At 34.0% G+C, this 14,715-nt stretch carries 13 protein-coding genes and 1 pseudogene; 7 read left to right on the plus strand and 7 right to left on the minus strand.

Annotated features, from left to right (window positions below):
* Window positions 1-134 precede the first annotated feature (134 nt).
* From CHV_RS01615 to CHV_RS01630, 3 genes are all read left to right on the plus strand, one after another.
* Entirely contained in the window at window positions 135-1,409 is a 1,275-nt protein-coding gene (locus CHV_RS01615; protein ID WP_034576661.1) for a dihydrolipoamide acetyltransferase family protein, read from the plus strand.
* A 672-nt stretch (window positions 1,410-2,081) separates the two neighbouring features.
* Entirely contained in the window at window positions 2,082-2,957 is an 876-nt protein-coding gene (locus CHV_RS01625; RefSeq protein ID WP_034576665.1) for an IS982-like element ISCca4 family transposase, read from the plus strand.
* A gap of 91 nt (window positions 2,958-3,048) precedes the next feature.
* Complete coding sequence (locus CHV_RS01630) at window positions 3,049-3,924, plus strand: IS982 family transposase (RefSeq protein WP_034576669.1); 876 nt, start codon at window positions 3,049-3,051, stop codon at window positions 3,922-3,924.
* 86 nt (window positions 3,925-4,010) lie between these two features.
* Here the strand turns inward: CHV_RS01630 and CHV_RS05540 are convergent, their stop codons facing one another.
* The 4 genes from CHV_RS05540 to CHV_RS01645 all read right to left on the minus strand — a co-directional run bounded on the left by CHV_RS05540 (window position 4,011) and on the right by CHV_RS01645 (window position 7,184).
* Window positions 4,011-4,187 carry a hypothetical protein gene (locus CHV_RS05540; protein WP_156933585.1) on the minus strand — a complete coding sequence of 59 codons (177 nt, stop codon included), beginning with the start codon at window positions 4,185-4,187 and terminating at the stop codon, window positions 4,011-4,013.
* A 147-nt stretch (window positions 4,188-4,334) separates the two neighbouring features.
* Complete coding sequence (gene gyrB, locus CHV_RS01635; protein WP_034576671.1) at window positions 4,335-6,284, minus strand: DNA topoisomerase (ATP-hydrolyzing) subunit B; 1,950 nt, start codon at window positions 6,282-6,284, stop codon at window positions 4,335-4,337.
* 72 nt (window positions 6,285-6,356) lie between these two features.
* Window positions 6,357-6,812: a Smr/MutS family protein gene (locus tag CHV_RS01640; protein ID WP_034576673.1), complete on the minus strand. Its 456-nt coding sequence runs from the start codon at window positions 6,810-6,812 to the stop codon at window positions 6,357-6,359.
* 18 nt (window positions 6,813-6,830) lie between these two features.
* Window positions 6,831-7,184, minus strand: coding sequence for a DUF4296 domain-containing protein (locus CHV_RS01645; protein ID WP_034576676.1), 354 nt, complete (start codon window positions 7,182-7,184; stop codon window positions 6,831-6,833).
* Window positions 7,185-7,494: 310 nt separating this feature from the next.
* Between CHV_RS01645 and CHV_RS01655 the strand changes: the two genes are divergently transcribed.
* Window positions 7,495-8,394, plus strand: coding sequence for a DUF3822 family protein (locus CHV_RS01655; RefSeq protein WP_034576680.1), 900 nt, complete (start codon window positions 7,495-7,497; stop codon window positions 8,392-8,394).
* 396 nt (window positions 8,395-8,790) lie between these two features.
* Here the strand turns inward: CHV_RS01655 and CHV_RS05180 are convergent.
* Window positions 8,791-9,553 (minus strand): annotated as a pseudogene (locus tag CHV_RS05180) (IS5 family transposase).
* 752 nt (window positions 9,554-10,305) lie between these two features.
* Here CHV_RS05180 and CHV_RS01670 point away from each other — a divergent pair.
* Entirely contained in the window at window positions 10,306-11,253 is a 948-nt protein-coding gene (locus CHV_RS01670; protein ID WP_034576681.1) for an acetyl-CoA carboxylase carboxyltransferase subunit alpha, read from the plus strand.
* A gap of 102 nt (window positions 11,254-11,355) precedes the next feature.
* On the opposite strand, the gene CHV_RS01675 is transcribed toward CHV_RS01670, so the two are convergent.
* Window positions 11,356-12,231 carry an IS982-like element ISCca1 family transposase gene (locus CHV_RS01675; protein WP_034576682.1) on the minus strand — a complete coding sequence of 292 codons (876 nt, stop codon included), beginning with the start codon at window positions 12,229-12,231 and terminating at the stop codon, window positions 11,356-11,358.
* 279 nt (window positions 12,232-12,510) lie between these two features.
* On the opposite strand from CHV_RS01675, the gene CHV_RS01680 reads away from it, so the two are divergent.
* The gene (locus CHV_RS01680) at window positions 12,511-13,287 is read left to right on the plus strand and encodes a biotin--[acetyl-CoA-carboxylase] ligase (protein ID WP_156933586.1); all 777 of its coding nucleotides are present in this window, start codon (window positions 12,511-12,513) and stop codon (window positions 13,285-13,287) included.
* A gap of 60 nt (window positions 13,288-13,347) precedes the next feature.
* Window positions 13,348-14,028, plus strand: a complete 681-nt coding sequence (gene truB, locus CHV_RS01685; RefSeq protein WP_034576683.1) for a tRNA pseudouridine(55) synthase TruB — start codon at window positions 13,348-13,350, stop codon at window positions 14,026-14,028.
* Between the two features lie 93 nt (window positions 14,029-14,121).
* Here the strand turns inward: truB and CHV_RS01690 are convergent, their stop codons facing one another.
* Window positions 14,122-14,685, minus strand: coding sequence for a hypothetical protein (locus tag CHV_RS01690; protein ID WP_034576684.1), 564 nt, complete (start codon window positions 14,683-14,685; stop codon window positions 14,122-14,124).
* Window positions 14,686-14,715 lie beyond the last annotated feature (30 nt).

Genomic DNA, 14,715 nt, shown 5'->3' on the forward strand with positions numbered 1-14,715 from the left:
AACAGTTGTTTAGTAGTTTTTAAGGTTACCATATAGTTTGAATGGCTACAAAAAGTCTGTAATAAAGATCTACTATCGATCATAGCCTTAAAAGTAAACGAGAGTTAAGTTTAAACTTTTTAAGAACGGTTTATATGTCTTTAATAACGCTTTACTTACCTAAGATGGGGGAAAGTGTCATAGAAGTTGTGGTATTGGATTGGTGTATACAAGAGGGAGAAGCTGTTATAGAAGGAGCACCCCTTTTAGGGGTTTCTACAGATAAAGTGGATGCAGAGATTCCTGCTACTTATACAGGTAAAATTAAAAAATTTTTGGTAAAAAAAGGTGATGTAGTTGCTATTGGAACACCAATCGCTTTATTAGAAGTAGATGCTTTAACTATACCACTTGTTTTGCATGAACCATCTTTTGAAAATACCAAGCCTTCGTTAGTAGCTGCCTTCCACCATTTAGAGCCTAGTGTTCTGCCTATCCACCCTTTTAAAAAGGTCAAATTAAGTCCTTTGGCCAGCCATATTGCTCAATCAAATGGCATGCAAGCAGATGAACTAGAGAGATTAGCCGGATATGCTCGCGATCATCGGGTTACCAAAAAAGCCATTCTAAACTATATAAACAAACGTCTACCCATTCATACTAGTAGTTTGGAGGGCCCTCTATTTTGTGAAACGCTTACCCCTTTAGCAGGTGATGAAGTGGTACAAATGGATCGCGTTAGAAAGCTAATTGCAGATCGTATGGTGGAATCTAAGAAAATTGCCCCCCATGTCACCTCCTTTATACGTGCCGATGTAACAGAACTTGTTGCCTGGAGGCAACAGCATAAAACTTCTTTTGAAGCAAAATATGGTGTTAGATTGACTTATAATCCTATTTTTATAGCAGTAATTGCACGTGCGCTCCGACTATTTCCACTCCTGAATGCGGTAGTGGTAAACGATCAGATTATTAAACGGAAACATATTAATATAGGTTTTGCCGTAGCCCGCTCAGATGGAAATCTATTGGTCCCTGTAGTGAAGCAAGTAGAACAGCTTGGTTTGGTTGCATTGGCGCAACAAATCGATGCTTTGATTGATAAAGCACGCAACGGTACCATTATGCCAGATGCATTAACAGGTGCCAGTTACACTATTTCTAATATTGGTTCTTTTGATAATCTGATGGGAACCCCTATTATTTTGCAACCACAGGTAGCCATTCTTGCATTAGGTCTTATTGAAAAACGCCCTGCTGTGGTCCATGTTAAGGGAAAAGAGACCATAGCGATTCGCCACGAATTGTTTCTATCCCATACTTATGATCATCGCATTATAGATGGCGCGATAGGAGGGGGGTTTTTAAAATATTTGGCGAAAGCATTGGCCTCTTTTGTAGCCCAGATAGACACCTATCCATTTATATAGTTTGGTACAATAGGTCCAACAATAGGTCCAATGCAGCAGAAAACTTAAAAAGGTTTATGAAGAAGACTGTCGGGCCGCCCCGTATTCGGGAAAACTGAACGTACGGTGGGATGAGAAGGGAAGGGACAAACAATGAAGAATAAAGTTAACCAGTTGCGGTATTATGAGTAATCAACAGCATCAGGTATGCTTAATTTTAAGTTGTCGAACCATTTCTTTACTCTAGAATATTTTTAAGCTGATCGATAATGGTTTCAATAATGGAACGCTTTCTTAAAATTTGTTTGTTTATCGTTTTTTAGCTATTGTAATACCATATGAGCTATTTTTTTTACACAACGCTTCAGTAATAGTTTGGCTACAATAGATAGAGTAGCCCCTTTTGTTCCGTCATATCTGTTTCCCTTAAGTTTTGTTTTTTGTCTGTTAGAGATAACCCACCATACTAAAAGTCCCCCTAAGATGGTTCCCAAATATAACGATAACTTTTTAGACATAAGGTATAGAAATTAAAAGAATCGTAAACTAATAACCTGAACTCTGGATTAGATTTTCATATTTGCGTATAAACGTCAGTTTTGGATTAGAAATTAAGAAAAGAGTATAAAAAGCTCCTTTGTGTTTTAAATTTGTGGGATTGAAAAATAATCATAAAAACCAAAGGAGCCGGATATGAATGTATCAAAATTAGTTGAAATATATTACGCTGTTGATGAATTTCTTATAAAATTTATGCCTTATATGGAATCACATTTGTTACCTACTTCAGATAGAAAACCTACTAGAACATGTTCACTGACTTTGAGCGAAATAATGACAATATTAATTGCTTTTCATGTAATTGGCTTTAGAAATTTTAAGTTGTATTATATTCATTTACAACAATTTCATTCTAATGACTTTTGCAAGTTAGTAAGCTATAGTAGATTTATATCCCTAGTTCAAAGAACAGTAGTTCCATTTTACTTTTTTCTTCAAAGTCTTTCTAAAACGAGAACAGGCTGTTATTTTATGGATTCAACCGCTATAAAGGTTTGTAATATAAAAAGAGCTTATGCTCATAAAGTATTTAAGACAATTGCTAGTAAAGGTAAAACTACTACTGGATGGTTTTACGGAATCAAATTAAACTTGATTGTCAATGATTTAGGAGAAATTATGAATTTTTCTCTTACTACAGGTAAGTCCAATGATAGATGGCCAGTAGAAAACTTATGTAAAAATTTGATCGGAAAAGTATTTGCTGATAAAGGCTACTTGAGTAAAGAATTATTTGAAAAACTTATGGGAAAAGGCATAGAACTGATTACTCAAATCAGAAAAAATATGAAAAATGCTTTCATGCCTATCTGGGATAGGCTAATGCTTCGAAAGAGATCTATCATTGAAACCATTATCGATCAGCTTAAAAATATTAGTCAGATAGAACACTCCAGGCATAGAAGTATACCTAATTTTATTGTCAATTTAATAGCTGGTATTACAGCTTATTCACTAAAAGAGAAAAAACCGGCTATAGATAATATATATACAACTGGTTTACAATAAGTCTAATCCGAAACTCACGTTATAAAGAAGCTCCTTTGAGTTTTAAATTTAGGTAATTGAAAATTACCTCTAAAAACTAAAGGAGCCGCTTATGAATGTAGACAAATTAGTAGAAATATATTATATGGTAGATGAGTTTTTAATAAAATTTATGCCTTATATGGAGAAAAAGCTGTTAACAGAGCCCACAAGAAAACCCACTAGAACTTGTTCTCTTAACTTAAGCGAAATAATGACTATACTAATTGCTTTTCATCTAATAGGTTTTAGAAATTTTAAGTTGTATTATCTTCATTTAGAGCAATTTCACTCAAGTGAGTTTAGAACATTAGTGAGCTATAATAGATTCATATCACTAGTAAAAAGAACGTTAGTTCCTATGTATTTCTTTACGCATAGTCTTTCTAAGACAATAACAGGTTGTTATTTTATGGATTCAACAGCCATTAAAGTTTGTAAGGTACAAAGGGCTTGTTCTAACAAAGTATTTAAATCAATAGCTACTAAAGGTAAAACAACGACTGGCTGGTTTTTTGGGTTCAAGTTACATTTGATTGTAAATGATTTAGGTGAAATTATGAATTTTACACTTACCCCAGGTAGGGTCAAGGATAGATTCCCTGCAAAAAGTTTATGCAAAAATTTAATCGGTAAAGTACTCTCGGATAAAGGCTATATCAGCAAAGAATTATTTGAAAAACTTATGGAAAAAGGAATAGAGCTCATTACCCATATCAAGAAAAATATGAAAAATGCTTTTATGCCATTATGGGATAAATTAATGCTTCGAAAGAGATCCATCATTGAAATCATCATCGATCAGCTTAAAAATATTAGCCAAATAGAACACTCTAGACACAGAAGCATACCTAATTTTATTGTCAATTTAATAGCTGGTATTACTGCTTATGGGCTAAAAGAGAAAAAACCGGCTATAGCTAATATATATACAACTGGTTTACAATAATTCTAATCCAGAGTTCAGGTTAATAGAGAAGCAAAGAAGGGTAACTTTTTAGTTGCTTCTATGATATACTATAAACTTATGTAAGCTTATCCATTAATAGCATGAACCGTTTCTTCAGACAACGATTTAATGCAACCGGATAACTTTTTTGCCTTGCTTTGGATCGCTTTTGTAATTTTTTTCTTTGTATCATCGCAGACTAAACTACCCAATATAGCACCTAATACGACACCTAATGATAGGTAATACACATTTTTAATCATAATTTACTTTAAATTTAAAACGTTTAAAACACTAAATAAAATTGAATCACCAGACTAAATTTACACACTTTAAGTTAATAAACCTATAAAAGGTAAAATATTATACCCTAAAAACATAATCCATATAATAAAGATCAAAAACAAAATCTAAATATCCAATTTAGCATATTTGGCATAACGTTCTATAAATTCTCTACGAGGGGGCACTTCATCCCCCATTAACATAGAGAAAAGATGTTCTGCTGCCAATGCAGAGGCTATAGTTACCTGTCTTAGGTTTCGACGTGTTGGATCCATAGTAGTATCCCAAAGTTGGATTTCATTCATCTCGCCCAAACCTTTATAACGTTGGACAAATACAGCATCAACTTTTCCATCTTTAAGGCTAAATTGTGTGACCCATTCTTCTTTTTCTGATTCTGTCCAGCAATAGTGCTCTTCTTTATCTCGTTTCACTAAATAGAGTGGGGGAGAGGCAATATAGAGATGCCCTTGTTCTATAATATCCCGCATGTAGCGGAAAAAAAAAGTTAAAATAAGGGTACGAATGTGGCTACCATCTACATCTGCATCAGTCATAATCACAATTTTGTGGTAACGTAATTTATCTAGATTAATAGCTTGCTCACTACCATCTGTACCTATCGCTACACCCAGTGCAGTGATCATATTTCTGACCTGCTCATTATCATATATTTTATATGCTTGTGCTTTTTCCACATTCAAAATTTTACCTTTTAAAGGAAGAATGGCTTGGAATCTTCTGTTTCTACCCATTTTAGCAGTACCACCAGCAGAGTCACCCTCTACCAGAAAGAGTTCACAGAGCGTAGGGTCCCGTTCAGAACAATCTGCTAATTTACCAGGTAAGCTATTGCTCATTAATACATTTTTGCGTTGTACCATTTCACGTGCTTTGCGGGCAGCTTGGCGGGCTTGAGCGGCTACAATGACTTTGTTAACAATCAGTTTTGCTTCCTTGGGATGTTCTTCTAAGTAGTAATGTAATACTTCAGCTACACAGCTTTCTACAGCACTTTGTACTTCTGCATTTCCTAGTTTGGTTTTTGTTTGTCCTTCAAATTGAGGTTCAGCTACCTTTACAGAAATTACAGCAGTCAGTCCTTCCCGAAAGTCATCTCCAATGATCTCTATTTTTGCTTTTTCCAATAAGCCAGATTTATCTGCATAGTTCTTTAAAGTGCGGGTTAAGGCTCTTTTAAATCCAGTTACATGCATGCCTCCTTCAATCGTATGAATGTTATTTACATAAGAAACTACCGTTTCAGAATAGCCTGTATTGTACGTCATTGCAACCTGTACGCCTATATTATTTTTTTCTCCTTCTACGAGAATAGGCGTGGGCATAATAGAAGTTTTGGTACGCTCTAGATGGGAAACAAATTCTAGAAGGCCTCCTTGAGAGTAAAAAGTTTGTTGGAAAGGATTGCCTTGTTCGTCTTGTTCACGACGATCCTCTAGTTGCATCTTTAGCCCTACATTTAAATAGACCAATTCTTGCAGTCTATTGATAATGGTATGTAGGTTATAGACCGTAGTGGTAAAAATAGAACTGTCTGGCCTAAAATGAACAGTGGTGCCCCGTAGTTCTGTAGTACCTATTTCTTTAACAGGGTAACATGGAACGCCTTGTGCATATTCTTGTTTATAAATCTTTCCGTTTCGGTATACGGTAACCTCTAAGTGAGCAGATAGTGCATTTACACAGGACACCCCTACACCATGCAACCCTCCAGAAATTTTATAGGTACCTTTATCAAATTTACCACCTGCATGCAATATGGTCATGACCACCTCCAAAGCTGATTTCTGTTCTTTGAGATGCATGCCAGTCGGAATGCCACGACCATCATCCCATACAGTAATGGCATTATTTTCGTGTATAATAATTCCAATTTTAGTACAATGACCTGCTAAAGATTCGTCAATAGAGTTGTCTACTACTTCCCAGACAAGATGATGTAATCCCTTTATGCCTACATCCCCAATATACATGGCAGGACGTTTGCGAACAGCTTCTAGCCCTTCTAACACTTGGATATTGTCTGCTGAATAGTCATTAATCGTAGGGGTCATTTTTAAAAGCTGTTTTAATATTTTAAATAAAAAATTTATATGCGAAGATAATAGGTTTAAACGAAAGACACACTATATTTCAACTATAGTCATACCGGCCATACAGTGTACAGGACTTTGCAGGGTTATTCCTTTTACCAAAGGATGGTCGTTTAAGTAATCCCGTACGGCACTACGCAAAATTCCCTTTCCTTGCCCATGGATGATTTTTAATCTACAATGGCCTAATAGCAGTGCATCATTTAGAAATTTTTCTAATGTATATAGCGCTTGAGCTTTGTTGAAGCCGTGTAGATCAAGTATTGGATCAGCTCGCATAGATGATGTAGGTATCGTACCATTTGATAAAGGTCTATTTTTTCGAATAGATGATGGAAACGTTACTGTTTCAAGAGATTGAAGTGGTAGATAAAAGTGCAATTTCCCAAAAGCAATTAGTACCTTATGTAGATTGATACTTATTACTTTACCTATAGCAGCTTGATTTCTAATGCGTACATAGCTACCAATTGCAATGTTGGAGCACATATATAAAGAATTTAAAAACTAAATAGAAAGTTCTTTTAAAGCCTGGTAAACTTTTCTATAAACTTCAAGTGCCCTTTCTGAAGAATCTTCTAGGTAATATTTTATACTTTGATTGAAAGATTGTGCATCTACCCTATATAGTGCTAATATTTTTTCTTGGTTTTCAAGACGTAATATGGATATGGTTCCTTGAGGATAATAGCTATTTAGTAACCAACTATTGAGCAACTCGAGATCTCTTATCATATTTACAAAAACTAGTTCATTGACTATAGACGTAGATGGATGGATGGTAGAAGCTCTTGTGAACGGTGCATTACGGATCCAGTACAATAGCAATAATGCGAAAAGAATAGAAGTTATTTTTTTCATGCTATAAGCGCGTTTAAGTGATTCACTTTATGTAAAGTTAAGTAAAAACTCCTATATTGGGTAAGTGTAAAGTAAAAATTAAATACATTACGTTTAGGTGGCCATTTGAAAAAAGTAACTATTATAGCAACTAAAGTTAGGGTACTATAGGGGAGCAATCCTGCAATCTGTCTATTCTCTAATAGCCAGATAATATATACTAAAATCACAAGTCAAATATAAAGCCACTCGGTAGGAGGTAAATGGGTTTTGCAAGGAACTTTATGGCCTATTTTTATGTAGGTAACAATAGCTCATATAAAGATTGATTATGGAAGTTTTCCCAAGAAAAATTCTTTCTGTTGTTCATCCAAGCAAATTCAATTTCGATAAAAGTATCAACTACCATTTATCTATTAATATAGGTTATGGTTTGATTAAGGTATGTTGTATAGAAAAGACTACTCAAGCATGCCTATTGCTAGGTGTATATGCACTCCCTCTGGATAAAAACCACCCGAGTTATATCAAAAGTTTAGAGCAATTTTATAATCAAGATTTTTTTCTAATTAAAAAAAATTGGGTTTCTGTTACTTTATCCATTTCAAATCAAAAGTTTACCCTTATACCTCATTTGTTGCTAAGCAAGAAAGATTTGTTTACCTATATGCACGTTGCTTGTGGTGTCGATCCGCATGATGAAGTGATCTCTTTTACCCATGCATTTGCAAAAATATCAGTTGTGTTTTCAGAAAATGCTTCTGTATTAGATTGGTTTAGAAAACGTTATACCGGTAGCAATTTTCATATTATCCACCAAGCTAATGCTATTATAGAGGGATTCCAAATAGAATGCTTACATAAAGCAGAATTATTTGTCTGGTTGGCAGAGGACTATTTCTACATAGTGGTCCATAATAAAAGAAAACTGCTCTATTGTAATCTGTTTTCTTATAAAACATCTGATGACTTGTTAGGATACCTATCAGCTGTAGTCCAAGTTATGCAGTTAGAGCGTACTTCGTGTACGTTACTGGTAGGTGGGTTGATTGAAAAAAAGTCATTGGCTTATCGTCAGTTGAAGACATATATTCCAAAAACTATCTTAAAAACAAAAATTGATTTTTTTAAATCAAATCCATATGTTTTTAAAGCAAGTAATACCTCCCCTATGTTGTATTTTGATCTAATGAGTGGTTTACTGTGTCATACCCATAGTATAGTCGACTGAAAAAATAGGACAAAAAAGTAGTTTTTTTCTTGCAGGTATTGATTTCGTTAAATTAAAATAAATCAAATGGGAAGAAATAACTCACATTCCGCACCAGAAAATATTTACTTATTTAATTATTTTCTATTGATTAATAATGTTTTATAAGAATTATGATTTTTAAAAAAAATGGTATGTTTTCTTATTTTTAGTTATAGAGTAAAAATTTTGCATTGAAAATCAGCTATCTAGAAATTAATTATAAATTAAGCAATTTTATATTATTCTCATAACCAATGGAAAATTTGGTGCGGAATGTGAGAAATAAGATTAGATGGAAAGATTTTTTAGAACGCATAAAATATGATTTTATCTTTATGAATGATTTCAAAACCATTAAAGACCTATATAGTCTCGTCATAAGAAGTTAGTCCATAGATGGATACATCTAAATTGGACAGCTGCCAAGAATGATGCTGTGTTTTTTGCATACCTAGTGGAGATTCCTCTCCATTGCTTAATTTTGAGAAACATATTTTCAACAAGATGTCGGAATTTATATAGATTTTTGTCAAAATCACGCTTTATTTTTCTGTTTTTTTGGGAGGGATAACAGGAACAATACCTTTTTCTCTAGCATATTTAATGATTTTATCGGTATCATAGGCGCGGTCTGCTAACAAATGCTTTGGAGTTATCCCTTCAATAAGATATGTAGATTGGCTACAATCAGCTCTGGTACCTTCTGTGATAATAGCTCTGACCGGCATACCAGACGCATCCACGGCCAAATGTAGCTTCGTATTAAGCCCCCTTTTGTTCGACTCATAGATTGGTTTCCTCCTTTCGCACCCGTTCCATGCATATGTACTTTTATATAAGTAGAATCAATCATAAGCCATTTAAAATCAGGATTATTAATTAGTCTCTCTAAGATCCTTTCCCATATACCATTATCTCTCCAGCGAGAAAATCTACGATGGGTGTTTTTCCAATCCCCATAGCTAGATGGAAGATCACGCCAAGGAGATCCTGTACGTAAAATCCAAAATACTGCATTAATAAACAGCCTATTATCTTTGGCAACAGCTCCCCAACCTCCTTGTTGACCTGGAAGTAGAGGTGATAAAATAGACCATACTTTGTCTGAAATATCATGACGGTGAATCCATTTAGACATCTTAGGAATATAATTGATCTTATTAATCTAAAAATATAATACGAACTACAAACCTAATATACAAAATATTTCATGACGACACTATCTAAAAGAGGGTATTAATGGTTACATTACTAAGTATAATTATCAAAGCTTTCATGCTAGTATTAATTATCAAAAATCTATGCAGGTCGTCTATCTTAGATATTTAAAAATGTAGCGGAATGAAGGGACAAAATGGGAAACAAAATTTATAAAAACTTGTCCTATTTTTTCAGTCAACTATATATCCAATATGATTCATATTATAAGAAAGTACTTATAGGGTTAAAATGTGATCCTGTAAGAATCAATATTATATAAGCAGCTATTGAAGTGCATCAAAAAAATGATAACAATGAATTTCAAGTAATGCCACGTAAAAATTTTGCTGTTAATCCCCATTGGTTATTTTCAAGAAGTAAGATAGTTGTAGTAGTTGATATTTAATCTTACAATTGTTAAAATTGTAATAGATATAAAATAAGCACTACTATGAACTTGCATCAAAAAATAATAGAACCAAAATTAGGATTGTTGGAGTTAGCCAAAACGTTAGGTAACATATCCTTAGCCTGTAAAAGTATGCGTTATAACAGAGTATGAATATCTTCTAATTTGTCTTCTAGTTCATATTTTTATGAAATTATTGCATTCAGATATAAAATCCGAACGTTTCCTTTATTTTTAGTATCCGACAACAGATTCCTTTATAAGGTTAAAAAATTTGCATTATGCTATTAGATTTTGAAAAACCAATTGTTAAACTTGAAGAAAAGCTTTTCAAGATGCAAGAAGCAGCTAAAGCGCAAAATGCACCAGCGCTTATGGCCTCAATTGCTAAGTTGGCCAATGATATCAAGACATTACAAAAGAAAACTTTTCAAAATTTAACCAGATGGCAACGGGTTCAGTTAGCCCGTCATCGAGATAGACCTTATACACTTGATTACATCCAGCAGATTACAGAAAATTTTTTTGAACTACATGGGGATCGTTTTGTAGGGGATGATAAGGCAATCGTTGGTGGCTTTGGTACCATAAATGGACAAACTATGATGTTAATTGGCCATCAAAAGGGAAGAACTACCAAGGAACGACAATTCCGAAACTTTGGCATGGCTAATCCAGAAGGATACCGCAAAGCACTTCGTTTGATGCGTTTGGCAGAAAAATTTAATAAACCTATTATTACCTTTATAGATACACCAGGTGCCTACCCAGGCGTGGAAGCAGAAGAGCGTGGGCAAGCAGAAGCCATTGCTAACAATATTCAAGCTATGTTTGGATTACGTGTGCCTATTATATCGATTGTCATTGGAGAAGGTGCATCAGGTGGTGCCTTAGGAATTGCAATAGGTGACCATGTACTTATGTTAGAAAATGCCTGGTACTCTGTGATTACACCTGAATCTTGTTCTTCTATTCTTTGGAAAAGTTGGGATTATAAAGAACAAGCTGCAGAAATGTTACAAGTAACTGCCAACGATATGTCTAATTTTCGTTTGATAGATGGGCTGATTAAGGAACCAATAGGAGGTGCCCATAGAGATTTACCAACTGCAGCAGCGCTGATTAAAGAAAGTATTCTAGCTCATTTAGAAAAACTCTCCAACAAGCCTATTGAAAAATTAGTTCAAGCTCGAATAGATAAGTTTTGTGCAATGGGAAAAATAGGCTAAGCAATCTTTATTCCCAGACCGTTGTAGTAGAAAATTGAAATTTGTTAAAAACAGCAAATACTGATCTAAACTTTATCTATATACCTGAACTCTGGATTAGAATTATTGTAAACCAGTTGTATATATATTAGCTATAGCCGGTTTTTTCTCTTTTAGCCCATAAGCAGTAATACCAGCTATTAAATTGACAATAAAATTAGGTATGCTTCTGTGTCTAGAGTGTTCTATTTGGCTAATATTTTTAAGCTGATCGATAATGGTTTCAATGATGGATCTCTTTCGAAGCATTAATTTATCCCATAATGTCATAAAAGCATTTTTCATATTTTTCTTGATATGGGTAATGAGCTCTATTCCTTTTTCCATAAGTTTTTCAAATAATTCTTTGCTGATATAGCCTTTATCCGAGAATACTTTACCGATTAAATTTTTGCATAAACTTTTTGCAGGGAATCTATCCTTGACCCTACCTGGGGTAAGTGTAAAATTCATAATTTCACCTAAATCATTTACAATCAAATGTAACTTGAACCCAAAAAACCAGCCAGTCGTTGTTTTACCTTTAGTAGCTATTGATTTAAATACTTTGTTAGAACAAGCCCTTTGTACCTTACAAACTTTAATGGCTGTTGAATCCATAAAATAACAACCTGTTCTTGTCTTAGAAAGACTATGCGTAAAGAAATACATAGGAACTAACGTTCTTTTTACTAGTGATATGAATCTATTATAGCTCACTAATGTTCTAAACTCACTTGAGTGAAATTGCTCTAAATGAATATAATACATCTTAAAATTTCTAAAACCTATTAGATGAAAAGCAATTAGTATAGTCATTATTTCGCTTAAGTTAAGAGAACAAGTTCTAGTGGGTTTTCTTGTGGGCTCTGTTAACAGCTTTTTCTCCATATAAGGCATAAATTTTATTAAAAACTCATCTACCATATAATATATTTCTACTAATTTGTCTACATTCATAATTGGCTCCTTTAGTTTTTAGAGGTAATTTTCAATCACCTAAATTTAAAACTCAAAGGAGCTTCTTTATACGCAAATATGAAAATCTAATCCAGAGTTCAGGTTATATATCTTTATTGAGACGTAAATATTAAATTTTTAGTACTAAAAATTTAATATTTACGTCTCAATAAAGGATTGGGTTTTTATCATAAACCCGTTGCAATTTTCTATTGCAACTCTCTTAATATCTTGCTTTATACAAGTTATAAAAAAGTAGTGGATATAAATTATATTCCCATGCATGATCTATTTGACCCATTGAACGACGCTGTTCAGGCTGATGCGCCATTTGATAGGGCTTCATTTTATTATAAAAGCTGTGCTTCTACCAACGACTTAGCCCAAACCTATCTACTGCATGCAGCAGAAGGAACGGTTTTTATTGCAGATCATCAATATAAAGGCAGAGGGCAACGTGGTAGTAAATGGACTTCAGAATCAGGTAAAAATCTTCTTTTTTCTTTTATTTTATATCCGGAATGGTTAACAATAGACAGGGTGTTTTCCTTGAATGTTGTTACTAGTTTAGCAATTTATGATGCACTAGTAGACTACTTTCCAAAGGGGATAGCTATAAAATGGCCCAATGATCTCTATTACTTAGATAAAAAATTAGGTGGTATATTAATTGAAACCAATATAGGAGAGGGCTATAAAATAAAGGCAGCGGTCATTGGTATTGGATTAAATGTTAACCAACTGCATTTTGAGTCTGCTAACTTCACTTCCTTGGCCATAGATAGCGGAAACAGCTTTGATAGATCGCTATTGTTAACCCATATTATGGATGCCTTTGGTGGTTATTATGCTCATTTACAAAATGGAATGGATAATTTACTTTGGGAAAGGTATATCAATAAACTTTACCGTAAAACAGGATTTCATACCTTTGCAACCACCAATGGATGGTTAGAAGGATCTATATTATCTGTGAATAGGGCAGGAGAGTTGGTTGTAGCAGGACGAAATGGTACCCAATCTTGTTATAAATCTAAAGAAATAGTTTTTATTTAGCTTGTAGAAGCTGTATCTTCCAAGTTTAGCCCATTAGCCCATAATATATTCTATAATAGTATGCATAAACTGCAAAATGACTTTTCTGAGGCTATTTTTATGGTTCATAAACCTTTGGGGTGGACTTCCTTTGATGTGATAAAGAAACTTCGTTGCGCATTAAAAATAAAAAAAATAGGTCACGCGGGTACCTTAGATCCCCTAGCGACAGGATTACTTTTATTGTGTAGTGGGAGGCAAACTAAAAAAATTAGCACCCTTCAAGGGCTAGATAAGGTTTATACTGGCCAAATGGTGCTTGGTAAGACTACACCATCTATGGATTTAGAGACACCGTTTAATAGTCTGTCTAGCTATGATCATATCACTGAAGAGATGGTAAGCGCTGCTGCTGCTACTTTTGTTGGGGCTATAACACAAATACCTCCTATCTATTCAGCCATTAAAATAGGTGGAAAAAGAGCCTATAAAATGGCTAGAAAAGGAGAAGAAACTATATTGTCTCCCCGCCCTATTACGATCTATTCTTTCTTGCTGACAGGGTTTAATTTACCATTTGTTAATTTCAAATTGGTTTGTAGTAAAGGGACCTATGTACGAAGTCTTGTCCATGATTTAGGACAAAAATTAGGCGTTGGAGGCTACCTCCATACGTTATGTCGAACCCAAATAGGTAATTATTGTTTAGATCAAGCCTATAGTCTGGAAGCATTGCTGCACGCCCATTCGCTTTCTGTTTAGGCGATGGGTTCATCTATTTACCCAGTAGCTGATACAGGGCGCTATCCCTAACGTGGATAAAAAACAATAGCTGTAAGGCTACATCTTTTGCAGCTAGGGTAATTCTTTTTCTTCGAAAAACTTGCTAGAAAAGAACTTACCTACTATATAACCTATAGATGCAGCAGCGATTATTAAAAAAAGATCTTTTTCTAATTCTAGCATTAAAAAAAGAATTTTCTTTTTCTGGTAGACGACTAAAAATAGATCTAAATACAGAAGTAAATACAAACAGGTACATAGGATCCATCTTGTAGAAATTGATTTTTCATTTTTTATTTTCTTTATCCAAAGTGCACCTAGTACAATAGCTCCTACCGATAATAGTAATAGTAAAAAAGAAAAAATTGGGTATAAAAGAAGGTTGGTTAATACATTGTAACAAAGTGCCAAACCACCTAATATGTTTTGAATTGCACCTTCAGAATGGGTCTCTTTTTTGAGTATTTCATCTAAAGAATCAGCAGGCATATCTTGCTCATTGGTAGTATCCGATTCCATATCACACAAGGTTTGTACAACCACCTCTCCTTTGTCGCAAGAGATAATACCATGATTCCATTCAAGATTTGTTGCTATACAAACAACTATGCTCAGTACATAAGATAAGAAGTGCATAAATTTTCAGCTTAATTACTTTTTTATAAG

This window comes from Cardinium endosymbiont cBtQ1 of Bemisia tabaci (genome assembly GCF_000689375.1).
GTDB lineage: Bacteria > Bacteroidota > Bacteroidia > Cytophagales > Amoebophilaceae > Cardinium.

Excerpts from the sequence above, each read along its gene's own strand:
- CHV_RS01615 (WP_034576661.1), top strand. The coding sequence starts at position 135 with ATGTCTTTAATAACGCTTTACTTACCTAAGATGGGGGAAAGTGTCATA.
- CHV_RS01625 (WP_034576665.1), top strand. The coding sequence starts at position 2,082 with ATGAATGTATCAAAATTAGTTGAAATATATTACGCTGTTGATGAATTT.
- CHV_RS01630 (WP_034576669.1), top strand. The coding sequence starts at position 3,049 with ATGAATGTAGACAAATTAGTAGAAATATATTATATGGTAGATGAGTTT.
- CHV_RS05540 (WP_156933585.1), bottom strand. The coding sequence starts at position 4,187 with ATGATTAAAAATGTGTATTACCTATCATTAGGTGTCGTATTAGGTGCT.
- gyrB (WP_034576671.1), bottom strand. The coding sequence starts at position 6,284 with ATGACCCCTACGATTAATGACTATTCAGCAGACAATATCCAAGTGTTA.
- CHV_RS01640 (WP_034576673.1), bottom strand. The coding sequence starts at position 6,812 with ATGTGCTCCAACATTGCAATTGGTAGCTATGTACGCATTAGAAATCAA.
- CHV_RS01645 (WP_034576676.1), bottom strand. The coding sequence starts at position 7,184 with ATGAAAAAAATAACTTCTATTCTTTTCGCATTATTGCTATTGTACTGG.
- CHV_RS01655 (WP_034576680.1), top strand. The coding sequence starts at position 7,495 with ATGGAAGTTTTCCCAAGAAAAATTCTTTCTGTTGTTCATCCAAGCAAA.
- CHV_RS01670 (WP_034576681.1), top strand. The coding sequence starts at position 10,306 with ATGCTATTAGATTTTGAAAAACCAATTGTTAAACTTGAAGAAAAGCTT.
- CHV_RS01675 (WP_034576682.1), bottom strand. The coding sequence starts at position 12,231 with ATGAATGTAGACAAATTAGTAGAAATATATTATATGGTAGATGAGTTT.
- CHV_RS01680 (WP_156933586.1), top strand. The coding sequence starts at position 12,511 with ATGCATGATCTATTTGACCCATTGAACGACGCTGTTCAGGCTGATGCG.
- truB (WP_034576683.1), top strand. The coding sequence starts at position 13,348 with ATGCATAAACTGCAAAATGACTTTTCTGAGGCTATTTTTATGGTTCAT.
- CHV_RS01690 (WP_034576684.1), bottom strand. The coding sequence starts at position 14,685 with ATGCACTTCTTATCTTATGTACTGAGCATAGTTGTTTGTATAGCAACA.